The 25,287-nt window shown below is 60.8% G+C and carries 20 protein-coding genes and 2 pseudogenes; 6 read left to right on the plus strand and 16 right to left on the minus strand.

Annotation, left to right across the window (positions count from 1 at the left end; all coding sequences use genetic code 11):
* The first annotated feature begins 51 nt into the window (after window positions 1-51).
* Window positions 52-2,301: a long-chain-fatty-acid--CoA ligase gene (locus tag IOD40_RS18520; protein WP_210336977.1), complete on the plus strand. Its 2,250-nt coding sequence runs from the start codon at window positions 52-54 to the stop codon at window positions 2,299-2,301.
* 265 nt (window positions 2,302-2,566) lie between these two features.
* On the opposite strand, the gene IOD40_RS20120 is transcribed toward IOD40_RS18520, so the two are convergent.
* The 7 genes and pseudogenes from IOD40_RS20120 to IOD40_RS18550 all read right to left on the minus strand — a co-directional run bounded on the left by IOD40_RS20120 (window position 2,567) and on the right by IOD40_RS18550 (window position 9,749).
* A complete protein-coding gene (locus IOD40_RS20120; RefSeq protein WP_325099776.1) occupies window positions 2,567-2,824 on the minus strand; it encodes a formate dehydrogenase subunit delta in 258 nt (85 codons plus the stop codon).
* Window positions 2,814-3,640: pseudogene (gene fdhD / locus IOD40_RS18525) on the minus strand (formate dehydrogenase accessory sulfurtransferase FdhD). The gene IOD40_RS20120 and the pseudogene fdhD overlap by 11 nt, the downstream one beginning before the upstream one ends.
* Window positions 3,637-3,786 carry a hypothetical protein gene (locus IOD40_RS18530; RefSeq protein WP_198478190.1) on the minus strand — a complete coding sequence of 50 codons (150 nt, stop codon included), beginning with the start codon at window positions 3,784-3,786 and terminating at the stop codon, window positions 3,637-3,639. Before IOD40_RS18530 ends, fdhD begins: the two are co-directional and overlap by 4 nt.
* Before the next feature lie 2 nt (window positions 3,787-3,788).
* Window positions 3,789-6,680, minus strand: a complete 2,892-nt coding sequence (gene fdhF / locus IOD40_RS18535) for a formate dehydrogenase subunit alpha (protein ID WP_198478191.1) — start codon at window positions 6,678-6,680, stop codon at window positions 3,789-3,791.
* Window positions 6,681-6,690: 10 nt separating this feature from the next.
* Complete coding sequence (locus tag IOD40_RS18540) at window positions 6,691-8,247, minus strand: formate dehydrogenase beta subunit (RefSeq protein WP_198478192.1); 1,557 nt, start codon at window positions 8,245-8,247, stop codon at window positions 6,691-6,693.
* Complete coding sequence (locus IOD40_RS18545) at window positions 8,244-8,717, minus strand: formate dehydrogenase subunit gamma (RefSeq protein WP_198478222.1); 474 nt, start codon at window positions 8,715-8,717, stop codon at window positions 8,244-8,246. The genes IOD40_RS18540 and IOD40_RS18545 overlap by 4 nt, the downstream gene beginning before the upstream one ends.
* 135 nt (window positions 8,718-8,852) lie before the next feature.
* A complete protein-coding gene (locus IOD40_RS18550; RefSeq protein WP_198478193.1) occupies window positions 8,853-9,749 on the minus strand; it encodes a LysR family transcriptional regulator in 897 nt (298 codons plus the stop codon).
* Between the two features lie 134 nt (window positions 9,750-9,883).
* Here IOD40_RS18550 and IOD40_RS18555 point away from each other — a divergent pair, with 134 nt between their 5' ends.
* Window positions 9,884-10,447, plus strand: coding sequence for an NADPH-dependent FMN reductase (locus IOD40_RS18555; RefSeq protein ID WP_233714049.1), 564 nt, complete (start codon window positions 9,884-9,886; stop codon window positions 10,445-10,447).
* A gap of 75 nt (window positions 10,448-10,522) precedes the next feature.
* Here IOD40_RS18555 and IOD40_RS18560 read toward each other — a convergent pair whose 3' ends face one another.
* Window positions 10,523-10,927: a YciI family protein gene (locus tag IOD40_RS18560; protein ID WP_198478194.1), complete on the minus strand. Its 405-nt coding sequence runs from the start codon at window positions 10,925-10,927 to the stop codon at window positions 10,523-10,525.
* 181 nt (window positions 10,928-11,108) lie between these two features.
* On the opposite strand from IOD40_RS18560, the gene IOD40_RS18565 reads away from it, so the two are divergent.
* On the plus strand, window positions 11,109-12,290 hold the full coding sequence (locus IOD40_RS18565; protein ID WP_198478195.1) for an Mrp/NBP35 family ATP-binding protein: 1,182 nt from the start codon (window positions 11,109-11,111) through the stop codon (window positions 12,288-12,290).
* On the opposite strand, the gene IOD40_RS18570 is transcribed toward IOD40_RS18565, so the two are convergent.
* Both IOD40_RS18570 and pgi read right to left on the minus strand, forming a co-directional pair.
* A complete protein-coding gene (locus tag IOD40_RS18570; protein WP_198478196.1) occupies window positions 12,291-13,001 on the minus strand; it encodes an HAD family hydrolase in 711 nt (236 codons plus the stop codon).
* A gap of 5 nt (window positions 13,002-13,006) precedes the next feature.
* Window positions 13,007-14,659 (minus strand): glucose-6-phosphate isomerase, encoded by a 1,653-nt coding sequence (pgi, locus tag IOD40_RS18575; protein WP_407649224.1) that lies wholly within the window; start codon window positions 14,657-14,659, stop codon window positions 13,007-13,009.
* A gap of 186 nt (window positions 14,660-14,845) precedes the next feature.
* Here pgi and pdxR point away from each other — a divergent pair, with 186 nt between their 5' ends.
* Window positions 14,846-16,342: a MocR-like pyridoxine biosynthesis transcription factor PdxR gene (pdxR, locus tag IOD40_RS18580; RefSeq protein WP_198478198.1), complete on the plus strand. Its 1,497-nt coding sequence runs from the start codon at window positions 14,846-14,848 to the stop codon at window positions 16,340-16,342.
* A 115-nt stretch (window positions 16,343-16,457) separates the two neighbouring features.
* Window positions 16,458-18,038, plus strand: coding sequence for a trimethylamine methyltransferase family protein (locus IOD40_RS18585; protein WP_198478199.1), 1,581 nt, complete (start codon window positions 16,458-16,460; stop codon window positions 18,036-18,038).
* On the opposite strand, the gene IOD40_RS18590 is transcribed toward IOD40_RS18585, so the two are convergent.
* Window positions 18,039-18,440: a hypothetical protein gene (locus tag IOD40_RS18590; RefSeq protein ID WP_198478200.1), complete on the minus strand. Its 402-nt coding sequence runs from the start codon at window positions 18,438-18,440 to the stop codon at window positions 18,039-18,041.
* 114 nt (window positions 18,441-18,554) lie between these two features.
* On the opposite strand from IOD40_RS18590, the gene IOD40_RS18595 reads away from it, so the two are divergent.
* Complete coding sequence (locus IOD40_RS18595) at window positions 18,555-19,004, plus strand: SRPBCC family protein (protein WP_198478201.1); 450 nt, start codon at window positions 18,555-18,557, stop codon at window positions 19,002-19,004.
* A 384-nt stretch (window positions 19,005-19,388) separates the two neighbouring features.
* Here IOD40_RS18595 and IOD40_RS18600 read toward each other — a convergent pair whose 3' ends face one another.
* From IOD40_RS18600 to IOD40_RS18620, 5 genes and pseudogenes are all read right to left on the minus strand, one after another.
* Window positions 19,389-20,849, minus strand: coding sequence for an aldehyde dehydrogenase family protein (locus tag IOD40_RS18600; protein ID WP_198478202.1), 1,461 nt, complete (start codon window positions 20,847-20,849; stop codon window positions 19,389-19,391).
* 1,127 nt (window positions 20,850-21,976) lie between these two features.
* A pseudogene (locus IOD40_RS20125) lies at window positions 21,977-22,678 on the minus strand (ABC transporter ATP-binding protein); the annotation flags it as partial.
* Window positions 22,671-23,402, minus strand: a complete 732-nt coding sequence (locus IOD40_RS18610) for an ABC transporter ATP-binding protein (protein WP_198478204.1) — start codon at window positions 23,400-23,402, stop codon at window positions 22,671-22,673. The pseudogene IOD40_RS20125 and the gene IOD40_RS18610, both read right to left, overlap by 8 nt.
* Window positions 23,399-24,388, minus strand: a complete 990-nt coding sequence (locus tag IOD40_RS18615) for a branched-chain amino acid ABC transporter permease (RefSeq protein ID WP_198478205.1) — start codon at window positions 24,386-24,388, stop codon at window positions 23,399-23,401. Before IOD40_RS18615 ends, IOD40_RS18610 begins: the two co-directional genes overlap by 4 nt.
* Window positions 24,385-25,251, minus strand: coding sequence for a branched-chain amino acid ABC transporter permease (locus tag IOD40_RS18620; RefSeq protein WP_198478206.1), 867 nt, complete (start codon window positions 25,249-25,251; stop codon window positions 24,385-24,387). Before IOD40_RS18620 ends, IOD40_RS18615 begins: the two co-directional genes overlap by 4 nt.
* Window positions 25,252-25,287: the final 36 nt, after the last annotated feature.

Genomic DNA, 25,287 nt, shown 5'->3' on the forward strand with positions numbered 1-25,287 from the left:
ACCTGCTGCGGTCTGACGACACTGATACGCTTGGATACCGGGGAGGATGATTTGGCACGCGAACCAGCAGACAAGATCGAAAAGGTGGTTGACGCGGCTGCCGCCGAGCCGAAAGCGGCACCCAAAAAGACTGCCACGGCCAGAACTGCTTCCAAGCGTACGGCGGGGACAAAGAGCGTGAAAGAGGGGGACGGGTCCCCCTCACCCAAACCTGCTGTGAAGAAGGCAAAGGCTACCAAAGCGCCAGCCGCCGTAAAAAAGGCGCCAGCCGCCAAAGCCGAACCACGTCCACAACCAGCGCAAGCGGATGACGCTGAAGTCACAACCGAGGTAAAAAAAGCCCCGGCGCGAAAGCCTCGCCCGAAAAAGGCAGCTACTACAGCCACCCCACCCGAAGCTGCGGCCACAGCTGACGAGACGGTCACCGGTCAGGAAAAGCCGAAGACAACACCTCGTCGCAAGTCCAGCTCGACCGCAGCAAAGGCTCCCTCGACCAGGAAGGCTACAGCTTCCAAGGCATCATCCGGTAAAAAGAAGGCCGTGGTAGCCGCGAGCGAAGCCGACGCTGTGCCTGCCAACAAGCCCGGTCAGGAATCGGCCCAGCCCGAAACGGCGGCAAACACCGACGTTCCTACCACAGCCTCCAAGCCGTGGCTCGCCAGCTATCCCGATATCGTTCCTCATGAAATCGAGGCGATCGAGGACAAGTCGCTCGGCGACATGCTGTTGAAAGCATGCAGCACCTTTGCCAACCGCCCGGCTTTCATCTCGATGGGCAAGGAGTTGAGCTACGCCGACCTCGAAAGAGCATCGGAGCATTTCGCTGCGTTCCTGCAGTCCCGCGGACTGGAAAAGGGCGCACGCATAGCCCTGATGATGCCCAACATTCTTCAGTATCCCGTCGCACTGATGGGCGCGCTGCGTGCGGGCTACGTCATTGTCAACGTCAACCCGCTCTACACGCCACGAGAGCTTGAGCATCAACTGAACGATTCCGGTGCTGAAGCCATCGTCATCCTGGAAAACTTCGCCGCTACGCTCGAAGCTGTCGTGGCAAAAACCGGCCTCAAGCACATTGTGGTCGCGTCTATGGGCGACATGCTGGGCCTCAAAGGCCATGTGGTGAACATGGTCGTGCGGCGCGTGCGCAAGATGGTTCCAGCATGGAACCTGCCTGACTACATCTCGTTCAAAGATGCGATGAAGCAGGGAAAGTCCCGAACTTTCCGCAAGGTTGAAGTCACACAGGATGACAATGCGTTCCTGCAATATACGGGCGGGACAACGGGTGTGTCGAAGGGCGCAACGCTCACGCATGGCAACATTTTGGCCAACGTTCAGCAGACGGAACTCTGGCTGGAAAGCGCCTATCAGAAGCGCACCCGCCCTCGCGCGCTGACCTTCGTTTGCCCACTGCCGCTTTACCACATCTATGCGCTGACGGTGAACGCCTTCATGGGAATGCGCCTTGGCGGTCATAACATCCTGATTGCCAACCCCCGCGACATACCCGGCTTCGTCAAAGAGCTCGGAAAATACCAGGTAAATGTCTTCCCCGGGCTCAACACGCTCTTCAATGCCCTCCTGAACAATTCCCAGTTCCAGAAGCTCGATTTCCGTTCGCTGTTGCTGACGTTTGGCGGCGGCATGGCGGTTCAAAAGGGCGTTGCCGACCGCTGGCAGCAGGTAACCGGCAGCATCATATCCGAAGGCTATGGCCTTTCGGAAACATCCCCGGTGGCGACCGCCAACCGCTTCGATGCCGACATCTTCTCCGGCACGGTCGGCCTTCCGATCCCCTCAACGGAAATTGCGATCCGGGACGATGACGGCAACGACCTGCCGCTCGGCGAAGTTGGCGAGATCCTGATCAAGGGACCGCAGGTGATGACCGGCTATTGGAACCGCCCCGACGAGACCGCCAAGGTCATGACCGAGGACGGCTTCTTCAAGTCCGGCGATATGGGCTTCATGGACGAGCGCGGGTACATCAAGATCGTGGACCGCAAGAAGGACATGATCCTCGTCTCTGGCTTCAACGTCTATCCGAACGAGATCGAGGAAGTTGTCGCCATGCATCCCGGCGTTCTCGAAGTTGCAGCGATCGGCGTGCCGGATGAGAAGTCGGGCGAAATCCCGAAAGTGTTTGTGGTCAAGAAGGACCAGTCGCTGACCGAGCAGGAAATCATCGACTTCTGCCGCGACAAGCTCACCAACTACAAACGCCCCCGCCGCGTCGAATTCCGCACGGAACTGCCAAAGACCAATGTCGGCAAAATCCTGCGGCGCGAGCTGAGGTAGCCAGATTGGCGACCGAACAGATTCGGCCGAGACCCGAATCTCACAACTCCTCGCTACAAGCCCCCTCCGGCTTTTCAGGCCACCTCCCCCGCAAGCGGAGGAGGATCCGAGTGTCGAGCGCTACGTTTCAGGGATCCTCCCCCATTCATGGGGGAGGCGGCACGGAGCGACGGAGGGGGCGGCTGGCTCCAGCCCTTAAACAAAAACCACCCTCAAGCAGCGCTTAAGGGTGGTTTTTCAGTCTCATCCGGCGATAGCGTGCGCCTTAAGCGACCTTCTCCACCGGGGCCGGGCGCTTGATGCTCGGGGCAGCTTCCAGCACGATCGGCTTCAGCCCCTCTCCGCCAGCGTCGAGAACTTCATAGAGCTGACGCCGCATGCGCGGTTCCCAGAATTTGTTGATGTGCTCGGCGATACCGGCAACACCTTCGGCGCGATCAACCTTCGACTCGAAGAAAGTTCCGATCTGATTGGCCATGCGGATCAGTTTGGTATGCGGATTGGAAGCGGCGTCATGCGACATGGCGGATGGCTCCGTCTGAATGCGATTTGAATGGGTGAAAACGTCAAAATCATCGCCGCGTACAAGCGCGACGAGTGTCATGCCCGATGCGTCAGCCGTGCGGATCGCCAGCGCCGTCGGGGCAGAAACTGCAAGAATGAAGGGCGCGCCAATCGCAGCGGTCTTCTGGACCATTTCGACCGAAACACGTGAGGTCACGACCACTGCGCCGGACGAACCGGATATCCCTGCCTTTGAAAGCGCTCCTGCGAGCTTGTCGAGGGCATTGTGCCGGCCGACATCCTCACGTGCCGCGACGATCCCTCGTCCCGGCACGTAAAAACCTGCAGCATGAACCGCGCCGGTCTGGCGGTGGTAGGGCTGCTGCTCCGACAGAAGGCGCACGGCTTCGGCGACCTCTTCGGGGCTGAGTGTGAGGGGCGCGGACCGAACCTCGTCCACCGCCCGCATCGCCTCGTCAATCGATTCGATGCCGCAAAGGCCACAGCCCACCGGGCCAGCCAATCGGCGACGCCGCGCCTGAAAACGCGTATTCGCCTGATCCTTGAGCCGAATCTGGATATCGACGCCAGCGCCCACATCCTCGACCGCAATCTCCTCGATTTCCTCGAATGTGCCGATGATTCCTTCGGTCAGCGAAAAACCGAGGGCAAAATCGTGCAGATCAGACGGGCTGGCCATCATCACCGCATGAGTGGTCCCGGCGAAAGAGAGCGCCACGGGCGTCTCGTCCGGGACCATGCGATCAGCCGTTTGCATGCCATCTGCGCGGCGCGCGAGCCGGGACGTCGAGGTTACGGGCGGACGGTTCATCATGCTTGCTCCAGCCAATGCACGTCGCCAACGTTAGCACGGGCAGTGTCATTGTCACCGTAAACCGGGACGGCCCGCCTGGCGAAGAGTGTGGAAGCGCGCCGCAAAAGACGCGCTTCGCCTACCCAAACCAGTCTGGGAGCGGCCATTGCTACTCCGCAGCCTCCAGTGGAGCGATGCGGCGTGTCTGGCGAGACAGTTCCTGATAATCCCGCTGCCACTCGCTCGGACCGTTGGATGGACCGACCTGAACCGCTGTCACCTTGTATTCCGGGCAGTTGGTCGCCCAGTCGGAGAAGTCGGTCGTGATGACGTTGGCCTGCGTGTCCGGGTGGTGGAAGGTCGTGTAGACCACGCCCGGTGCCACGCGATCGGTGATCTGAGCGCGCAGCGTCGTCTCGCCGGCGCGGCTGGTCAGGCGAACCCAATCGCCCTCGCGAATGCCACGCTGTTCGGCGTCATGCGGGTGGATTTCAAGAACGTCCTCATCGTGCCAGACCACGTTTTCGGTACGACGTGTTTGCGCGCCGACGTTGTACTGCGACAGGATACGCCCGGTCGTCAGCAGAAGCGGGAAGCGCGGACCGGTCTTCTCGTCGGTCGGCACGTATTCGGTGCGGATGAACTTGCCCTTGCCGCGGACGAAGCCGTCCATGTGAACGATCGGCGTGCCTTCCGGCGCAGCCTCGTTGCACGGCCACTGAACCGAGCCCATCTGCTCGAGGTACTCATAGGAGACCTTGGCGAAGGACGGGGTGGTCGCAGCGATTTCGTCCATGACCTGCGACGGGTGGGCGTAGTTCCAGTCGAGGCCCATGGCCTGCGCAAGCTTCTGGGTGACTTCCCAGTCCGCCAGGCCATTCTTCGGAGCCATCACCTTGCGCACGCGGTTGATGCGGCGCTCGGCGTTGGTGAAGGTGCCGTCCTTCTCGAGGAAGGTCGAGCCCGGCAGGAAGACGTGAGCAAAGCGTGCGGTCTCGTTGAGGAACAGGTCGTGCACGACGACGCATTCCATCGCAGCAAGACCAGCCGAGACATGCTTGGTGTCCGGATCGGACTGCAGGATGTCTTCGCCCTGGATGTAGATGCCGCGGAACGAGCCTTCGACAGCCGCGTCGAGCATGTTCGGGATGCGCAGGCCAGGCTCGTCGGAGAGCTCGACGCCCCACAGCTTTTCGAAAGTCTCGCGCACTGCGTCAGTCGAGACGTGGCGGTAGCCGGGGAATTCGTGCGGGAACGAACCCATGTCGCACGAGCCCTGAACGTTGTTCTGGCCACGCAGCGGGTTCACGCCAACGCCCTTGCGACCGATATTGCCGGTCAGCATTGCAAGGTTGGCTATGCCCATGACGGTGGTCGAGCCCTGGCTGTGCTCGGTAACGCCGAGGCCATAGTAAATCGCGCCATTGCCGCCGGTTGCGTATAGGCGAGCCGCACCGCGAATTTCTTCAGCCGGTACGCCGGTGAACTTCTCGACTTCTTCCGGGCTGCGCTTCGGATCCGAAACGAACTCCGCATAGTCCTCGAACTCGGACCAGTCGCAGCGCTCGCGGATGAAGGCTTCGTCGAAGAGGCCCTCGGTCACAATGACGTGCGCGAGTGCGGTGACAACGGCGACGTTGGTGCCCGGACGCAGTGCCAGATGATGCTCTGCCTCGACATGCGGCGACTTCACCATTTCGGTGCGGCGCGGATCGATGACGATAAGCTTTGCACCCTGGCGCAAGCGCTTCTTCATGCGCGAGGCAAAGACCGGGTGTGCGGCAGCCGGGTTTGCACCGATCACCATAACGACGTCGGAATGCTCGACCGAGTCGAAGTCCTGCGTGCCGGCGGAGGTGCCGAACGCCTGGCCGAGACCATAACCGGTCGGCGAATGGCAGACGCGGGCGCAGGTGTCTACGTTGTTGTTGCGGAAGCCCTGGCGGATCAGCTTCTGGACGAGATAGGTTTCCTCGTTCGTGCAGCGCGACGAGGTGATGCCGCCAATGGCTTCACGACCGTACTGGTACTGAATGCGACGGAATTCGCTCGCAACATGCGCGAACGCCTCTTCCCAGGTGACCTCACGCCACGGATCCGTGATCTTCTCGCGGATCATCGGGTTGAGGATACGCTCTTTGTGGCTTGCATAGCCGTAAGCGAAGCGACCCTTGACGCAGGAGTGGCCACGGTTCGCCTTGCCGTCCTTGTACGGCACCATGCGCACCAGCTCGTCGCCACGCATTTCCGCCTTGAACGAGCAGCCGACGCCGCAATAGGCGCAGGTCGTGACAACGGAACGCTCCGGGACGCCAATCTCGATGACCGACTTTTCAACCAGGGTTCCGGTCGGGCAAGCCTGAACGCAGGCACCGCACGAGACGCACTCGGATTCCAGGAAATTCTGGTGCATGCCCGGCGAGACGCGGCTGTCGAAGCCCCGGCCCTCGATGGTCAGTGCGAACGTGCCCTGTACCTCTTCACAGGCGCGAACGCAGCGTGAGCAGACGATGCACTTCGACGGATCGTAGGTGAAGTACGGGTTGGACTCGTCCTTCGGCATGTATCGGATGTTGGCTACGCTGTCGTTGAGCGCACCCCGCGTCTTGGCGAAGACGTGGTTCTCGCCGTCATAACCGTAGCGGACGTCGCGCAGGCCAACCGCGCCAGCCATGTCCTGCAGCTCACAATCGCCATTGGCAGCGCAGGTGAGGCAGTCGAGCGGATGGTCGGAGATGTAAAGCTCCATCACGCCGCGACGCAGATCCTTCAGGCGGCCGGTCTGGGTGTGAACCACCATGCCCGGTACAACTGGCGTCGTACATGAGGAAGGCGTGCCGTTGCGACCTTCAATCTCAACGAGGCACAGGCGACAGGAGCCGAACGCATCGACCATGTCCGTCGCACACAGCTTCGGGATCGAGATACCCGCTTCCATGGAAGCGCGCATGACCGAGGTGCCTTCCGGAACGGTGACATCAAAACCGTCAACGGTGATGGTCACCATGTTTTCCGACTTGGAAGCCGGCGTTCCGTAATCGATTTCTTGAACGAGACCCATGATACGTCTCCTATTCCGCGGCTTCCGCGACAGGGCGCGGCGCAAAATCTTCAGGGAAATGGGTGAGCGCGCTCATAACCGGATATGGGGTGAAACCACCCAACGCGCAAAGCGAACCGAACTTCATCGTGTTGCAAAGGTCTGTGACCAGCTCGAGATTCTTCTGCGGCTCGATGCCGGCAGCGACCTTGTCGAGCGTCTCGACGCCACGGGCTGAACCAATGCGGCATGGCGTGCACTTGCCGCAACTCTCAATGGCGCAGAACTCCATCGCAAAACGCGCCATCTTCAGCATGTCGGCGGTATCGTCGAAGACGGTAATGCCGGCATGGCCGATCAGACCGTCCTTTGCGGCGAAGGCTTCATAGTCGAACGGCGTGTCGAACATCGAGGCCGGGAAGTAGGCGCCCAGCGGGCCGCCGACCTGAACGGCCTTGACCGGGCGACCCGAAGCCGTGCCGCCACCGATGTCATTGATAAGTTCGCCAAGCGTGATGCCGAATGCGACTTCGAACAGACCGCCATGCTTGATGTTGCCAGCAAGCTGAACCGGGATGGTGCCCCGCGAACGGCCCATGCCGAAGTCGCGGTAATGCTCCGCCCCCTTGTCCATGATGACCGGGACGGAAGCGAGCGAAATCACGTTGTTGATGACCGTCGGCTTGCCGAACAGTCCTTCGATGGCCGGAAGAGGAGGCTTTGCACGGACAACCCCGCGCTTGCCTTCAAGGCTGTTGAGCAGCGAGGTTTCTTCACCGCAAACATAAGCGCCAGCACCGGAGCGAATTTCAATATCGAACGCGTTTGGCGACCCCATCACGGCCGCGCCAAGAATGCCGGCTGCGCGCGCGATCTCGACTGCGCGGGTCATGGTCACGATCGCGTGTGGATATTCCGAACGGATGTAGACAAACCCCTTGGTCGCACCGGTCGCGATGCCGGCAATCGCCATACCTTCGATCAGGACGAACGGATCGCCTTCCATGATCATGCGGTCGGCGAAGGTTGCGGAGTCGCCCTCGTCCGCGTTGCAGACGATGTATTTGCGGTCAGCTACGGTGTCATGCACCGTCTTCCACTTGATGCCGGTCGGGAAGCCCGCACCGCCTCGACCGCGCAGACCGGAATCGGTGACGGTCTTGACGATGTCAGCGGGTGTAATTGCGACTGCCTTTTCAAGGCCGCGCAATCCGCCATGGGCACGGTAGTCTTCCAGCGACAGCGGATCGATTACGCCGCAGCGCTCAAAGGTGAGCCGTGTCTGCTTGGCAAAGAAGGGCAGATCCTCGACCCGGCCGAGCGACAGGCGATGCGCGCCGCCTGCGAGGAAGCCAGCATCAAACAGCGAGGCTACGTCAGCGGCTTTTACCGGGCCGTAGGCGACGCGCCCCTGGGAGGTCACGACCTCGACCAGCGTCTCCAGCCAGACCATGCCGCGGGTGCCGTTACGTACGATCTTTGCATCGAGACCGCGTGCCGCAATTTCAGCAGTGACTGCGGTTGCTACCTTCTCGGCGCCAAGCGCCAGTGCAGCCGCGTCCTTGGGGATATAAATCGTGGTTGTCATTTCCGCACCTCGGCAACGATCTCATCGATGACATTTTCATCGATGCTGCCGATCACTTCGCCGTCGAGCATGGCAGCGGGGGCACAGGCACACAGGCCGAGGCAGTACACCGGCTCCAGTGTGACCGCACCGTCCAGCGTCGTTTCGTGGAAGCCGATCCCGAGGAGGCGCTTGATGCGATCCGCGACCGCGTCAGAACCCATCGACTGACATGCTTCTGCCTGGCACAGCTTCAACACATGGCGACCAGCCGGCTGGCGGCGGTAGTCATGGTAGAATGTGACAACGCCATGCACTTCAGCATTGGAAAGATTAAGCTCGTCGGCAATCACCGGCAGGGATTCCTGCGGGACATAGCCGAACTCTTCCTGAATCTCATGCAGTATCGGCAGCAGCGGCCCTTCGAGCCCCTTCAAGCCTTCAACGATTGCGCGAGTCTGCGTCGCGATCTCGGTACTCTGCGCCTGCATAATCAAGCAGCGCCCTCCCTGTATACACTCGATGACACACCGAGCCGTCATACTTCAGCTGGGGAAGGCTTAAGTCAATAAAGCCGTATCGTTGATCGATAAATTTCTTCTATTGATGAGCTAGACGGTATACAATTAGCGCAGACGACCTTCGCTGGCGAGCCTGGAAGCCACTTCCAGAAGTGCACTGACGAGGGGCGGACGCGGCTCGCGCTCGGCAGCAACCACCCCGACAGTATGACTGGCGTCCGGATCAATAATCGGGATGGCGCGAATGGGCTCGGCAAACCCGAAGGTTTCGGCGAGATTCAACGGCATGATCGAGGCCCATTTGCCCGTGCGGATGTGGCTGAACAGCACGATCATCGAGTTCGACTCAAGCGTCGGGCGCGCGCTTGCGCCAGCGTCGGCCAGGTGCTGATCGATGATACGGCGGTTCTGCATGTCGGGGGTCAGCAGACACAAAGGAAGTTCCGCAACCTCGGCCCAGCTCACTTGCGTGCGGTCGGCAAGCGGACTGCCGATCGCGGTAATGAGACGGTAGCGCTCTGTATAGAGCGGCAGCGAGACGACTGGCCCCAACGGCTCATTATCAAGATAGGTGATTCCTACATCGATATCGAAATTGCCAAGGAGGGACAGGATCTCCACCGACGTCCGCGACAGGATCGTGAACGTCACGCCTGGGTGGCGCTCGCGAAAAGGGGTTGTCAGCGCCGGCACCATCGCCAGCGCGGTCGGGATTGCCGCAATTCGAAGCCGGCCCGAAAGACCGTGGCGCGCAGCCCGCATCTCCTGCTTCATCGTGCGTGCATCGCCAACAATGCGGCGCGCCCAGTTCAACACCTGCTCGCCTTCCGGGGTCAGCCCCTGAAAGCGCGAGCCGCGCCTGACGAGCATGACGCCCAGCTGCTCCTCAAGCTGCCGCAGCGAAGCCGAGAGCGTCGGCTGCGTAATTCCCAGCTCTTCAGCTGCCCTGCCGAAATGTTGTGCCTTGGCCAAGGCGATGAAGAACTCAAGCTTGTCGATCATGATGGCGACCATAGTGCCTGCGCGTCATGCATACCAGACCGCCGCCATTGCGACTTGAGGTTGGATGTCGAATGCCGTTTACAGGCACCATCTCGCTGGGTTCGCGAGTGGTCATTCGTGAATGTGGAATTGAAATGAAACTGAATATCATTATCGGCAGCACCCGTCCGGGCCGCATCGGCCCCAAGATCGCCAAGTGGTTCGAGGGCATTGCTCGGGAACAGGGCGGGTTTGAGCCGGTCATCGTTGACCTTGCGGATTTCAACCTCCCGGTATTCGATGAGCCGAAGCATCCGCGGATGCAGGACTATCAGCACGAGCACACCAAGAAGTGGGCTGCATCGGTCGCTTCTGGCGATGCCTACGTGTTCGTGACCCCGGAGTACAATTACTTCCCGCCCGCGTCGCTGATCAACGCGATCAGCTATCTGAGCCTGGAGTGGAACTACAAGCCAGCTGGCATTGTCAGCTATGGCGGCATCTCCGGCGGTCTGCGCGCCGCTCAGGAACTGCGCCAGCTTCTGACCACTGTGAAGGTCATGCCGCTGCCGGAAACCGTTCCCCTGCCGATGGTATTCCCGCACCTGACCGAGGACAGCGTCAACGCGACCGACCCGATGAATGACGGCGCCAAGCTGATGCTGGACGAGCTTCAGAAGTGGAGCAAGGCTCTGACGCAGATGCGCGCGGCCGCCTGACCAAATTGAGATGAGGCAGCGGGCATCAGATAGCCCGCTGCCTTTTCCCGACACTCGGCGGACACCTGCCGCGAGTTACATGTCCAGTTCTGGATATTGCCGGACGATATCCTGTACCGGTTCCGAATAATCCTCCATCTCCTGAATCTGCCGCACCTCGATCACTTCATTGTCCGCAGCCGGGCATCGTTTTGCCCAGGCAATCGCTTCGTCGCGCGATCCGACATTTATGATCCAATAGCCCCCCAACACGTCGCTCGTCCCGGCAAAGGGGCCATTGGTCACGGTCGGCTGGCCACTCTTGAAGGAAATTCGCGCACCGGAGGACGGGGGATGCAGACCATTAAGGGCAAGAAGAATGCCCGCCTTCTGCAGGTCCGCATTGAATTTCATCATTGTTTCGACACGTGCGGGATCAAGATCGATCCCAGGCGGCGCAGTTTCGTAACCCTTGGGGATCATCAGCAGCATGAATTGCATCGTCATCCTCCATCGCCATATTTGCGGAGATGAAGGATGACTCAGCGGCAATCCGTTGACCAACAAATATGCTTGATTAGTTGATCAAGTCGCGACCGTCCGCCGCGCTTTCTCGCCCAGCGCTTGGTTCGCAAGGGGAATTAGACTATCTCAGTCACAGTCAACCGATAGAGCCGCCGCCATGTCCGTTACCAAAGAACTCGTCCTCGATGCGCTGAAGACAATCAAAGGCCCCGATTTCGAGGGAGATATCGTATCACTCGGATTGGTGTCGGAGATTTTCATCGCCAATTCGAAGGTCTTTTTTTCGATCACCGTTCCGGCAGCACGTGCGCAGGAACTTGAACCGCTTCGCACAGCCGCTGAGCGTGTTGTGAAGGCAATGCCAGGTGTTGAAGGCGCGGTTGTCGCGCTGACGGCCGAGAAGAAAGGCGGCGGGATGGAATCTGCCCCGCCTCGCCCTGTGCCGCCTCGTCCCGCCCCGTCACGTCCGGCAGCGCAAGCAGCGCCACGGCAAGCGCCATCCAGCCCGTCTGGCCACCAACCAGGCAAGCGTGGCGTTCCCGGCGTAAACGCGATCATCGCGGTTGCCTCAGGCAAGGGTGGTGTCGGCAAATCGACAACCGCAGTGAACCTTGCTTTGGGCCTTGCTGCGCAGGGGCTGAAGGTCGGCCTTCTCGACGCGGACATTTATGGCCCGTCCATGCCCCGGATGCTCGGCCTTCAGGGACGGCCCGAGACCATCGATGGCAGGATCCTGAAGCCGATGGAAAAGTACGGCATCAAGGTGATGTCGATGGGCTTCCTCGTTGAGGAAGCGACGCCGATGATCTGGCGTGGCCCGATGGTGATGTCCGCTCTGTCCCAGCTTCTGCGCGAGGTCGAGTGGGCACCGCTCGACGTGCTGGTCCTGGACATGCCACCCGGAACCGGTGATGCGCAACTGACTGTTGCCCAGCAGGTTCCGCTTGCCGGGGCGGTAATTGTGTCCACGCCGCAGGACATTGCCCTGATTGATGCGCGCAAGGGCATCAACATGTTCAAGAAGGTCGATATTCCGCTCCTCGGCATTGTCGAGAATATGAGCTACTTCATCGCTCCCGATACCGGCGCGCGTTATAACATCTTTGGCCATGGCGGCGCGCGGAGCGAAGCTGAGCGCCTTGGCGTGCCGTTCCTTGGCGAAGTGCCGCTGACGATGGATGTGCGCGAGACTTCCGATGCCGGAACGCCAGTCGTGGTTTCCAACCCGGATGGCGCGCAGGCGAAGGTCTACAAGGAAATCGCAGCCAAGGTGCAGGAACGTATCCGGCTGGAGCAGGCGGCATCACAATCCGCAACGCCTGCTATCGTCTTCGAATAATCAAGAGCGGCCGGCCAGATAGGCCGGCAATTCCGCAATCGATCCCAAGATGACATCGGCAAGCGGCTCGAGCGTTTCGCGCGAGCCGGTTCCCGAAAGTACGCCAATGGCAAGGCCCACTCCGCCTGCCTTCGCCATCTCCAGATCGTGGCGATTGTCGCCGACCATAGCCAGTTGCGAAGGTTTGAGGCCCGTTAGGTCGCAAAACGCCTGGACGGTGTCCGGCGCAGGCTTGGGATACGCCACCGCATCGTAGCCGTAAGCTGCTTCGAATAGCTGTGCGATCCCTAGTGCGCTCAAGGTTCGCTCGGCGCTTCGCGTTGAATCATTGGTGGCGACTGCCATGCGTAATCCCGCCGAATGAAGGTCGTGCAGGGTCTGTTTGATGCCAGGCAATTCAACAGGCGTCGCCATGTTCTCGCGCAAGATGAACTCGTCGAAATCCGCCAGAATATCCTGGCGGGCCGCATCAGGCGTGTCGGGGAACCAGGCGGCGACGATCTCGGCATTCGTGCCCGCGGCAAAGATCGAGTTTGGCCGAAAGCCTCGGGCCTCGAAGTCGTAACCGACCAGATCCAGAAGCGCGTCAGCCTTCGCGCGGTCCCCGGCGGCTGCGCGCAGCGCCAGTTGGTCTGCAACCGCGAACCAGGTTGCATGGAAATCGACAAGCGTCCCATCCTTGTCGAACAAAATTCCCTTGATAGTGGCCAAGCCGGCTACTCCGCCCTTGTTAAGTCGTGGACATGTCGCACGAGCCCTGCAGTAGAGGCATCGCGTCCGGCGGCACTTTCCTTCCCTTCCACGACAGGCAGGAGGCCGGTGGCAAGTTCCTTACCGAGCTCTACGCCCCATTGGTCGAAGGCGTTGATCCCAAACAGCTGCGCCTCGATGAACACCCGGTGTTCGTAAAGAGCGATCAGGCGGCCGAGCGTGTACGGATCGAGCTTGCGATAGATTATCGTCATGGAAGGGCGATTGCCCGAAAAGACGCGGTGCGGCGCGATCCGATCGATCTCGTCTTCGGCCACCCCCTTGGCGCGCATCTGCGCCCGCGCTTCCTCGGGGGTGCGTCCCTTCATCAGGGCTTCGGATTGTGCAAGGCAGTTGGCCACCAGAAGATCCTGATGGTGGCGCAGCTCTGGCTCATGTCCCTCGGCTCCCAGGAGAAATTCGACCGGGATGATGTCTGTGCCCTGATGCAGGAGCTGGAAGAACGCGTGCTGACCGTTGGTTCCGGGCTCGCCCCATACCAGCGGGCCGGTGACGGTGCCAACGGCCTCGCCGTCAGTCATAACCGCCTTGCCGTTCGATTCCATGTCGAGCTGCTGCAAATAGGCCGGGAACCGCGCAAGCCGCTGGTCATAGGGGATCACCGCGCGCGCCGAATAAGAGCAGACAACGCGGTGCCAATAGCCGACCAACCCGAGCAGCATCGGCAGATTTTCTTTTAACGGCGCGGTGCGGAAGTGCTCGTCAATAGCGTGCGCCCCGCGCAGGAATTCCCGGAAATTCTTGCTGCCGACTGCGATCATGATCGGCAGGCCGATGGCCGACCACAGCGAGTAACGACCTCCGACCCAGTCCCAGAAGCCGAAGATCCGATCCTGCGGGATGCCGAAGGTAGCAACCTTGTCAAGCGCGGTGGAAACGGCCGCGAAATGATGCCCCACCGCATCCGAGCCACGCGCGCCTTCGATCCATCGACGAGCCGTCTCGGCATTCGTCATCGTCTCGACGGTCGTGAAAGTCTTCGAGGCAACGACAAAAAGCGTCGTCTCTGGATCAAGCTGTTTCAGCGTATCAGCAATGTGGGAACCATCCACATTGGAGACGAAATGTGCCCGCGGGCCGTCATGATAGGGGCTGAGGGCCAGCGTCGCCATCGCAGGACCAAGATCTGATCCCCCAATGCCGATATTGACGATGTCGGTGATCTTCTTGCCGGTGGAGCCGGGGACGGAGCCTGACCGGATGCCTTCGGCAAAAGCCTCCATCGCGTCCAGCACCTGATGCACGTCTTCGACGACGTTCTTGCCGTCAATCAAAAGCTGAGCGCCCTTCGGGCAGCGCAAGGCGGTGTGGAGCACCGCCCGGCCCTCGGTCACGTTGATCCGCTCGCCAGCGAACATGCGATCCCGCTGCGCCCCTACTGCGGCCGCATCCGACAGAGCCGCGAGCAGTGCCAGCGTCTCCTCGCTCAACGCACATTTGGAATAGTCCAACAGGAGGTCATCGAACCGGGCCGAGAATTTTTCGAAGCGTTGCGGATCTTCAGAAAACGCTGCGCGCAGATCAAAAGAATCCTGCGCAGCTCGATGATCTTTAAGCGCATTCAATGCGGCACCGACATCGTTTCGGTCCATGATCACTCCAGGTCGATCCAGGTTGCACGTGACACTAGCAGGCCATCGAGAAATGGTAACCCCACCCGATGGATCAAGCCTGACCTATCGCTGGTACAAATTGGTACGATCAAATCTTTTGATTGGCGTAAACGGTTAGGCCAGCCCTTAATGCATTGAGCCAGAACTGGCTAGCTTGGGAGGGTTAAGTCAATGTCGTCACGCACGGATCCTGCGATCTGGTCAGGTTTGTTTCGTATATCGCCCGATTCGGGCCAGACCTTACAGGCGCAGATCAGGCAGGCGATCGTCGCTGCTATTCTTGATCGGCAGATTGCGGCTTCCATGCCGCTTCCATCATGCCGTGTACTTGCTGAAAAACTCGGTGTTGCGCGCGGCACGGTGGTGCTGGCGTTCCAGCAATTGGTCGACCAGGGATTTCTGATCGCGCGGGAGAGACGCGGTCACTTCGTCAATCCGGATATTCTGGCTGCGCCGGCAGGTCTGCGCGAGGTCGCGACCAGGACGCCAAAGGAAACGATCGACTGGCGCGCGCGCCGCCGCGTCTTTGCGTCGGACATGCCAGAGCCGGTCAAGCAGGAGAACTGGATCAAGGCGTCCTATCCGTTCGTCTACGGCCAGTTTGATCCGGCGCTGTTTCCAACCGCCGAATGGCGCGAGTGCAACCGAATGGCGCTGGCGGTACTGGAAATCCGCAACTGGGCCGCGGACATGGTCGATCGTGACGATCCGCTCCTGATCGAGCAGATCCAGGCCCGCTTGCTTCCGCGCCGCGGCATCTTTGCCAATCCCGACGAGATAATCGTCACGCTTGGGGCTCAAAACGCGCTCTACATGCTGGCAACCCTGCTGATGGGCAAGGGCACCAAAGTCGCGATGGAAAACCCCGGCTATCCCGATGCACGAGCGATTTTCCGCCTTGCAGGAGCCGAAGTTGCCTCCGTTCCGGTGGATCACGAAGGCATCGACCCGATGGCGATCCCTCGTGACAGCAACTTCGTCTTTGTGACGCCCAACCATCACTGCCCAACCATGGTCGCACTGTCGGATGAGCGCCGAAATTTCCTGCTTGAAGATGCCGAGCGCAATGACCGCATCATCATTGAGGACGGCTATGACAGCCAGCTGATGGACGAAGCGCCTCAACAGGCTCTGCGCAGCATCGACCGTTCCGGACGCGTCATCTATGTCGGCTCCATGTCAAAGACGCTGGCTCCTGGGCTTCGCATTGGCTTCATCGTCGCATCGGCCGGGCTTATTGCTGAATTGCGGGCCTTGCGTCGCTTCATACTGCGCCATCCCCCCGCCAACAATCAGCGCGCAGTCGCCCTCTTCCTGTCGCTTGGTCATCACGAGGCGCTGGTGCGCAGACTTTCCACCGCCTTTGCGGAACGCCGCCGACGCCTGACGCAGGCGGTTGATGCCTTCCTGCCCGAATGGCAGGCGATCAATGCTCCGACTGGCACGTCCGTCTGGCTCAAGGGCCCACGCGGAGCAAATGCCCATTCTCTTGCCGAAGTTGCGGCAAGCCGCGGCGTCCTGATTGAGCCGGGTGCGCGTTTCTTCGACCGCCCCGAGAACAACGCGCATTTCGTGCGGCTCGGCATTTCGTCGATCGCCCTTCAGCACATCGAGCCCGGCATCAGGGAGCTGGCAACGGCGGCGGGGAGACGTCCCGCAGCCGCCTGACCCAACGGATTGATCCAGCGACTTCAGGCTGGATCAGTTCCACGCTTGAGGTGGCTCATCACGCATTGAAGAATGCCGCACATAGTTCTCTTCGGCCCCTGTTGAGGAGACGTGCATGACCGACACGTTGGAAGAGCAGATTGCAGCCAGTCCGTCCCGCCGTGCCGGTGGTCGGGAAGCCAGGCGTGCCCTTCGCGCCGCACCACTTGGCGAGGACATTCGCCCGGTAAAGGCCGGCCTTGAAGGCGGCCGCTACAAGCCCCTCAACGATGCCGATCTCGACCGCATTCATGAAGCTGTCCTTACGCTTCTCGAAACAGTCGGTTTCGCGAATGCAATTCCTTCCTGCATCGAGGCCCTGACCGGCGCGGGTGCCGATCTTGGCGCGGATGGACGCATTCGCTTTCCTCGTCAGCTGGTTCTGGAGACGATCCGCAACGCTGCGCGCAACTTCACGCTTTGCGGGCAGGATCCCAGGCATGACATGCGGGTCCAGGGAAGCCGCGTGCATTACGGCACTGCAGGCGCTGCGGTGCACGTCGTCGATGTCGAGAAGCGCGAATACCGTGAATCGTTGCTGCAGGACATCTATGACGCGGCGCGGATCGTTGACGTCATGGACAACATCCACTTCTTTCAGCGCCCGATGGTCCCGCGCGACATGGTCGACCCAGCCGATCTCGATCTCAACACGCTATACGCCTGCGTCACAGGCACCACCAAGCATGTCGGCACCTCGTTCACCGTCCGCGAAAACGTCGCGCCTGCGCTCGACATTCTCCACGCGATTGCCGGCGGCGAAGAAAACTTCCGCGCCCGGCCCTTCGTTTCAAACTCCAACTGCTTCGTTGTCCCGCCGATGAAGTTTGCCGAGGATGCCTGCGGCGTTCTCGAGGCCTGCGTCGAAGGCGGCATCCCGATCCTGCTTCTCTCTGCCGGACAAGCCGGAGCAACTGCGCCCGCCGCAATCGCCGGTGCTGTGGTACAGGCCGTTGCCGAGGTTCTCGCCGGCCTCGTCTACGTCAACGCGCTGAAGCCCGGGCACCCCTGCATCTTCGGAACGTGGCCGTTCGTGTCTGACCTTCGTACCGGCGCCATGTCCGGCGGGTCAGGCGAGCAGGCGCTTCTCACCGCCGCATGCGCGCAGATGGCGCAATATTATGACCTTCCGGGTGGCTCTGCCGCGGGCATGGCCGATTCAAAACTCCCGGACATCCAATCGGGCTACGAAAAAGGCATCACGGAAGTGATGGCCGGGCTGTCTGGGCTGAACCTGATCTATGAAGCGGCAGGAATGCACGCTTCGCTCCTCGGCTTCAGTCTTGAAAGCCTGATCATCGACAATGACATGATTGGGCAATGCCTGCGTTGTGTTCGCGGCATCGAAGTCTCCGACGCTGCCTTGTCTCTCGATGTTATCTCGGATGTCTGCCTCAACGGCCCGGGACATTATCTCGGCCATGAGCAGACCCTCCGCCTCATGCAGACCGAATATTTCTATCCTGCGGTTGCTGACCGGTTCAGCCCGAAGGAGTGGAAAGAACGGGGCAAGCCGGATCTTCTCCAGCGTGCGATCGCGGAAAAGCAGCGCATCCTCGGCAGCCATTTTCCGCGGCACGTGCCAAGAGAGGTCGATGACGCGATACGTGCCCGCCACCCCAACATCCACCTGTCCCGAAAATCCATGGGCTGGTAGCTATTCGGCGCTGAGGTCGAACCTGGCGAGGACTTTCGGGTTTACGAGCTTGGCGTGCAGCGACAACAGGACCAGTTGCGCGTCGAGGCTCCCTTCCCGGTCAAGCGCCAGTTCTATCCGCCGCTCGGCATCCTGAACCGCTTCATCCCCGTTCGCCTGCCGGAAAAGGTCGGGACCGATCAGGCAATAGGCAAACAGCCTTCCTACCGCGCCATAGGCCTCGATCGGCGGCTCTCCATGCGGCCACTGATCCTTCATCAAATTGACGATGGTCAGCTTCACACCTTCAGGCACCTGCGCAGGATGCAGATCGGCCGCTCGCAGGGCCATATCCAGATTGCGCAAGTCTTCCGAGCGACCGAAGCGGCCGAGAAAACCCAAGGATGAGTTGCGCCGTGTCATCAAGAAGGCCCCATATCATTCGTTTCGTGCGCCAGGCACCTGCAAATACGTTCGGCTTATTGCATGGTTGCACGAGCTTGGGCTACCACCCTAGCAAATTGGAGGATGAGAGATATGGCACTGGTCATCGAAGGTGAGGAACGCATTGCGGCTTCGGTCGACAAGGTCTGGGAGGCTTTGAACGATGTCGAGGTGCTGAAGGAGTGCATCCCTGGATGCGAGAGTCTCGAAAAGACCTCGGACAATGAAATGTCTGCCGTCGTTTCTTTGAAGATCGGGCCGATCAAGGCCAAGTTCAACGGCGCAGTCGAATTGGTCAACCTCACCCCACCCACCGCCTACACCATCCAGGGCGAAGGCAAGGGCGGCATCGCCGGCTTCGCCAAGGGCGGCGCTGACGTAACGCTCGAGGCCGACGGCGACGAAACCATCCTGCGTTATTCTGCCAAGGCCGATGTCGGCGGCAAGATCGCCCAACTCGGCAGCCGCCTGATCGATTCCACCTCGCGCAAGCTCGCCGGACAATTCTTCTCCTCGTTCAACGAGAAGGTCAGCGCGGGTTAAGGGTCAGCCACCAAGCCCCCCTCCACCACCTACGGTGGTCCCCCTCCCCCGTAAACGGCGGAGGATCAGAACGTCGAGCACTACGATTCCCGCGGATCCTCCCCGATCTGTGGGGGAGGTGTCGCGAAGCGACGGAGGGGGCGGCTGGCAGATCCCCGTCCGGCGATTCTCCCAAAGCCACACCTGGCAAGGCCTCACACTCGAGGCCACTTTTACCGCCGCGCAGGGGAGGATCGGAACGGCGAGCACAGCTTCTCCGGGATCCTCCCCCCGTGGGGGAGGTGTCGCGGAGCGACGGAGGGGGCTCGCGGGCAAACAGGTTTCCACGAAAAACACCCCTACACAAAAAAAGCCCCGGACGCTTCCGCCCGGGGCTTTTCGTGATCAGAATACTGGCGGGTAAGGACGGCCGCCGCGGTCGAGGGTGATCCAGCGGGTCTCGGTGAAGGTTTCGAGCGACCAGCGACCACCGTGCTTGCCAACGCCCGAGGCCTTGAAGCCGCCAAACGGAACATGCGGCTCATCATTTACCGACGAGCAGTTGACGTGGCAGTTGCCCGTCTCGAGGCGGTTGACGATGGCGAGCGCACGCGCTTCATCGCGGCTCATCACGCCAGCCGACAGGCCGTATTCGGTGTCGTTGGCAATGGCGATCGCTTCGTCGTCGGTTCGGAACGGGATCACCGGGACAACAGGACCGAACGTCTCTTCCTGATAGATCTTCATGTCCGGGGTAACGCCGGTCAGGATCGTCGGCTCGACATAACGGCCTTCAATCTTGCCACCGAGCACCACCTTGGCGCCCTTGGCAATGGCATCTTCCAGCTGCTCCCTGACGCGCGCGACCTGCTTGTCGTTGATCAGCGGGCCGATGATGTGTTCCTTGCTCTTGGTCGGATCGCCAACCTTGAGCTTCGACGCGCGTTCAACAAAGCGCTTGAGGAAATCGTCAAAGATCTTCTCATGCACGAGCACTTTTTCGACGGCCATGCAGATCTGGCCCTGGTGCATGAACGAGCCAAAGTTGGCGGCCTGCGTTGCCCGCTCCATTTCCGCATCGTCCAGAACGATAATCGAGTCCTTGCCACCAAGCTCAACGCAGCACTTCTTCAGATGCGCGCCCGCCTTGGCTGCGATCTGGCGGCCAACTGCTGTCGAACCCGTGAACGAGATACCCTTCACGTAAGGATGCTCGATCAGCTCGTCGCCAACTTCCTGAACGTTGTCGCGCGAGCAGGTGACGACATTAAAGACGCCCTTCGGCAGGCCGGCTTCCTCGAAGATTTCCGCGAACAGAAGACCGCCGAGATACGGGGTTTCTTCCGATGGCTTGAGAACGATCGTGTTGCCGGCGGCCAGCGGGAAAAGGAAACCGCGTGCAGTGAGGATGCACGGAAAGTTCCACGGGCTGATGACCGAGACGACGCCCATCGGGCGGCGAACCGCCATCGACACCTTGCCGTATTCCGACGGCATCACGTCACCGACCGGGTTCCACACCGAAGCTGCAGCAGCATGGAAGACTTCGGTCACATAGCCGGTTTCGAACATGCCCTTGCCGAACCAGCCGCCGCCTTCAGCCTGGATCGCGTCGATGATCTCCATCTTGCGACGTTCCCAGATCTCGGCGGCCTTTGTGATGTAGCCAGCACGCTTGGAAAATGGCAGCTGCGACCATTCGTGGAAGGCTTCCTGAGCAGCTTCGATGGCAGCTGAGGTTTCGGCGCGGCCGCAATCCGGCACCTCGGCCCAGACCGAGCCATCAGCCGGATTATAATCCTTGAACGTATTCTTTGCGCCGGTCCATCCGCCGCCAATATACATGCCTTCAAATACGCGAGCCATGGGTGAGGCCTCCTTGGTCAGTGGTTGTCGCCCCGTGCGGGGTCAGTTTCTGGAACAGCCGGCCGCATCAAAGACGGCTGCGTTGGAATGGTGTAGGCAGTCAGGCCCTTGCGGTTCTTCGCAATGTGCGCCGCCTGTATCGAAGCTGCGCGTGAGACGAGTTCGCGGACAGAGGCATCCTTCGGACCTTCCACCAGCACATTGTCCGCAGCATTCGCTGGCGGAGCCGCTGTCGTAGGAGCTACGCCGATTTTCCGGGGCTCTGGAGGCTGCCATTGCGGAATGTCTGCGATCTTCGTCCGGCGAAGGCGCGCTACATGTTCGGCGTGGCGCGCGGCAGCGCGCGTTGCCATATCCGCAAATGAATCCGCCTGTGGCGCGGTGGCAGTGAGCGTTGTGCCCGCAGGTTCCCGCGTCACAGAACTTAAATCGGAAACCTGCGCGAACTGGGCAAGCCCCTTGCGCCGCATGGCGATATGCGCCGCCTGAATCTGTGCGGCCCGTGCCGCAAGGTCGGCTGCGGACAGTCGCACGGGCTGATCCACCTTCTGCCGGTTCCCGCGCGGCTCATCCTCATCATCGATCGACAGGCCACCGCTATTATGCCCGATCAGGCTGGGGCGCGGCTCTGGGGCTACGTCCCGGATTTCCGGCGTTTCGGGATTAACCGCGACAGGCTTCTCCGGAAGCTCCTGACGAACCAGTGCCTTTTCAAAAGCGCTAGGACTCGGCGCCGTCAGACGTGACGAGGTGATGTGAGCAGCAAGCCGCTGCGAAGCGCGAAGCGCATAGTCACTCGCGCTCTCGGCAAGGCGAGCGGCATCCGCTGCCGCGCTGCGCGGCGTGTTGGGCACGAATGCAGGCGCCGATGCTTCTGCCACCGCGATCTCAGCCCATGGATCCGGGATCGTCTTCGGATCATAACGCCCGACGAAGGCCGATGGCGGGGGTGCATCACGCCGTAGGGCGCGCACAAATGCCCACTGGATGCGCCCTGCCCGTGCCGCCAAAGCGGAGACAGCCCGCCCCAGCGCATCAACCGACAAGGGCAAGCGCAGTGCAGACGGCAGGCTGAAGCGAGGCTTGACCCCGTCCTTCTTGGGCGCAGGCGCAGTGCCCGACTTGGCACCTCCAAGGTAAGCGCTGACCACGGCCGGATCGTTCATCAACGCTGCCGCCGTGTTTTCGCCGGTGACGAGACCGTTTTCGATCAGATAGCCGCGCTGTGCGATCTTCAGGCTCTGCCGCGCATTCTGCTCAACGAGCAGAATGCCTACACCGGTCTTGGCGACTTCCGCCAGCGCGCGGAAAAGCTCTTGCGACAGGAGCGGCGACAGACCGAGCGATGGCTCGTCTAGCATCAGGATGTCGGGTTTCGACATCAGCGCACGGCCGATTGCCACCATCTGCTGCTCGCCGCCCGACATGGTGCGGGCGATCTGCGTCTTGCGTTCGCCAAGGCGCGGGAACAGGCGGTAGATGTCGGCGAGTGTCGCCGTCTCGCTCGAGCGTGCACGTTTGGCGAAGGCACCAAGCTGCAGGTTTTCGGCCACCGTCAGATCGCCGAAAATGCCACGGCCTTCCGGCACGAGCGCGATGCCCTCCTCGACGATCTGGTGCGCCTTGAGGGTGGTGATGTCCTTGCCGTTCATGATGACAGAGCCGCTTTCGCTCTTCACCATGCCGCCAATCACCTTGAGCAGCGTCGACTTGCCGGCACCGTTGGCACCGAGAATAACGCAGATCTGACCCTTATCGACCTTCAGGCTCGTTCCCTGTAGCGCCCGGTGACGGCCGTAGGAAACGGATACGTTCCTGACCTCAAGCATCGTCGTCTCCCAGATACGCACGCACAACTTCGGGATCGGACAGCGTCTCGGCGACGCCACCTTCAGCAATCTTCACGCCGCTCGACATCACGACGCAGCGGTCGCAGAGCGTGCGGATCGCGTCCATCACATGTTCGACCATGATGATGGTGCGCCCTTCAGCGCGCAGTTCGGCAATGAGTTCGATGCCGATCTGCAATTCGCTCGGGTTAAGGCCCGCGAGCCATTCGTCGAGCAACAGAACGCGCGGGTTCGACGCCAGCGAACGGGCAAGCTCCACACGCTTCTGATCGATATAGGTCATGGCCGAGACGGGCATGTGTGCACGTCCGCCAAGACCGACACGCTCAAGAAGCTGGTGAGCAAGCTTGCGGGCTTCCTCACCCCACAGGCGCTGGTGCCCGAAGACGGCACCGGCCATGACGTTCTCTTCAGCGTCGAGCGACGGCAGGACGCGGACGAGCTGAAATGTGCGCGACACCCCCTTGCGGGCAATGTGATGCGCCGACAGGCCGGAGATGCGCTCGTGTCCCAGCTTGATTTCGCCGGCGGTAGGCTTCAGTGCGCCGGAGATAAGATTCATCATCGTCGTCTTGCCGGAGCCATTCGGGCCGATCAGGCCGAACAGTTCGCCGTCAAAGACGTCGAAGGAGACATTGTTAACAGCAACAAGCCCGCCAAATTGCTTGCGAACGTTGCGGACGGAAAGTGCGTAAGCGCTCATGGATGCGCCTCCGCAGGCTTGTCAGCTGTCGCGTGAGCCGCCGTTCGCGCCTGCCACTTCGCCCTGGCCTGCTCGAGAAGCCCGGTGATGCCATTCGGCACGAAGTAGACGATGGCAAGGAATGCGATACCCATCACGATCGGCATCTGGTTCGGCAGCTTCGCCGAGACGAAGTCCATGACGAAGATGAACGGCACGACGCCAACCAGCGGACCCCACAGGCGCTTGGTGCCCCCCAGGAGAGACATGATGACCACGAGGAACGAGATGTTCGGATTGAAGGCGGACGGCGGCTGGATGTAGGCGTAGCGAGGTGCGCAGATGGCACCCGCAATGCCTATGAAGGCGCCCGAGATCATGAAAAGCAGGATCTTCGAGCGCGCGGTGTCGATGCCGACATGCTTGGCCACCGTCTCGTCATTGCCGATGATCTGCATGGCAAAGCCAAGGCGCGAGCGGTTGATCGCCCAGCCGGTGATGAAGATCACGACGGTCAGCGCTAAGAGCATCCAGAAGATGTGCATCTCGCGGAAGTCGGTGAAGACGTAGAGGCCCGTCTTGCCGGTGTATTTCGCCTGCGCCCAGGTCACGACCTGACGGACGAGCTCGGCAAGACCAAGCGTGAAGATGACAAAGTAGACACCGGAAAGGCGCAGCGTCGCTGCACCGACCAGCCCGGCGAGAATGGCCGCCGCCAACGCGCCGAAGATGACGAGAATCGGGAACGGAATACTCTCGATCCCAAGCGCGACCGCATAGGTGCCGAGACCAAAGAAAGCGGCGGATGCCAGCGACACATAGTGGGTCGGGCCGGAGAACAGCGTCCAGGCGGTGCAGAGCGCCGCATAGAGCATGAGGTTAACCGACAGGGACAGGTAATAGCCCTGATCGAACAGGGGCAGCAGCGCTGCGACTGCCGCAGCGACGGCAATCCCTATGCCAATGCGCAGCTCTTTTTGCGTGATGCCGAACGGAAGTTCGCTCATGTGGTGCGCCTCCCGAAAATCCCTTGCGGGCGAACAAGCAGGATGAGGATGAACAGGGTGTAAGTCGCTGCGAGCGTGAGGCCCGGGTCGATGTAGGTGGCGACCAGCGTTTCAGCGATGCCAAGGATCAGCGCTGCCACCACCGCGCCGCGTACGTCGCCTACACCACCCATGATGACGATGATCAGAGCCTTCATAGTGAAGGTCACGCCCATCGAGGCGTTGAATGTGTAGAACGTCGACAGAAGCGCGCCACCGCAAGCGGTGAGCGCCCCGCCGAGCGCGAAGGTAACTGCCGCAACCTTGGCAACGTCAATCGCCACCAGATTTGCGGAATTGGGGTCGACTGCCACCGCGCGCACGGCCGTTCCAAGCCGGGTGCGGTAGAGGAAGTAGTACAAAATGGCGGCAATAATGACCGCCGCGATGAAAGCGACGACGCGGTTCAGGCCGAACGCGTTGCCGAAAATCATGAAGCGTTCGGAGAGGAACTGATAGGAAAAATACTCGCCGCCGAAGCCGGAAATCATCAATCCCTGCAGAAGGAACATCAGGCCGAACGTTGCCAGGATCGAATCCACCTCGAGCTGGCCCCGGCTCTTGGCCCGGTCCACCAGTGGCTTGAGCGCTACCTTGTAGATGCCCCAGTTGAAGGCAAATGCCAGCGGCGCAATGATGAGAAGCCCGAAGATGGGGTTGATCGCGAAAGAGGCGAACAGCCAGAAGGCGATGAAGCATCCAGCGACAAGCGTCTCGCCATTGGCGAGATTCATGATGCGCGCGACGCCGTATTGGAGCGTAAGGCCTAGCGCTATCAGCGCGTAGGTCCCGCTCAACAATATGCCGGTGACGATGATCTGCATGAAACTCTTCTACCGATGAGATCTTCCGGCGCGGTT

Origin of the sequence: Aquamicrobium zhengzhouense (genome assembly GCF_016124105.1) — a bacterium.
Taxonomy (GTDB): Bacteria; Pseudomonadota; Alphaproteobacteria; order Rhizobiales; family Rhizobiaceae; genus Aerobium; species Aerobium zhengzhouense.

Coding starts and splice junctions, on each gene's coding strand:
- IOD40_RS20120 (WP_325099776.1), bottom strand. CDS start 2,824: ATGTCGCATGACGCCGCTTCCAATCCGCATACCAAACTGATCCGCATG.
- IOD40_RS18530 (WP_198478190.1), bottom strand. CDS start 3,786: ATGGCCGCTCCCAGACTGGTTTGGGTAGGCGAAGCGCGTCTTTTGCGG.
- fdhF (WP_198478191.1), bottom strand. CDS start 6,680: ATGGGTCTCGTTCAAGAAATCGATTACGGAACGCCGGCTTCCAAGTCG.
- IOD40_RS18540 (WP_198478192.1), bottom strand. CDS start 8,247: ATGACAACCACGATTTATATCCCCAAGGACGCGGCTGCACTGGCGCTT.
- IOD40_RS18545 (WP_198478222.1), bottom strand. CDS start 8,717: ATGCAGGCGCAGAGTACCGAGATCGCGACGCAGACTCGCGCAATCGTT.
- IOD40_RS18550 (WP_198478193.1), bottom strand. CDS start 9,749: ATGATCGACAAGCTTGAGTTCTTCATCGCCTTGGCCAAGGCACAACAT.
- IOD40_RS18555 (WP_233714049.1), top strand. CDS start 9,884: ATGAAACTGAATATCATTATCGGCAGCACCCGTCCGGGCCGCATCGGC.
- IOD40_RS18560 (WP_198478194.1), bottom strand. CDS start 10,927: ATGCAATTCATGCTGCTGATGATCCCCAAGGGTTACGAAACTGCGCCG.
- IOD40_RS18565 (WP_198478195.1), top strand. CDS start 11,109: ATGTCCGTTACCAAAGAACTCGTCCTCGATGCGCTGAAGACAATCAAA.
- pdxR (WP_198478198.1), top strand. CDS start 14,846: ATGTCGTCACGCACGGATCCTGCGATCTGGTCAGGTTTGTTTCGTATA.
- IOD40_RS18585 (WP_198478199.1), top strand. CDS start 16,458: ATGACCGACACGTTGGAAGAGCAGATTGCAGCCAGTCCGTCCCGCCGT.
- IOD40_RS18590 (WP_198478200.1), bottom strand. CDS start 18,440: ATGACACGGCGCAACTCATCCTTGGGTTTTCTCGGCCGCTTCGGTCGC.
- IOD40_RS18595 (WP_198478201.1), top strand. CDS start 18,555: ATGGCACTGGTCATCGAAGGTGAGGAACGCATTGCGGCTTCGGTCGAC.
- IOD40_RS18600 (WP_198478202.1), bottom strand. CDS start 20,849: ATGGCTCGCGTATTTGAAGGCATGTATATTGGCGGCGGATGGACCGGC.
- IOD40_RS18610 (WP_198478204.1), bottom strand. CDS start 23,402: ATGAGCGCTTACGCACTTTCCGTCCGCAACGTTCGCAAGCAATTTGGC.
- IOD40_RS18615 (WP_198478205.1), bottom strand. CDS start 24,388: ATGAGCGAACTTCCGTTCGGCATCACGCAAAAAGAGCTGCGCATTGGC.
- IOD40_RS18620 (WP_198478206.1), bottom strand. CDS start 25,251: ATGCAGATCATCGTCACCGGCATATTGTTGAGCGGGACCTACGCGCTG.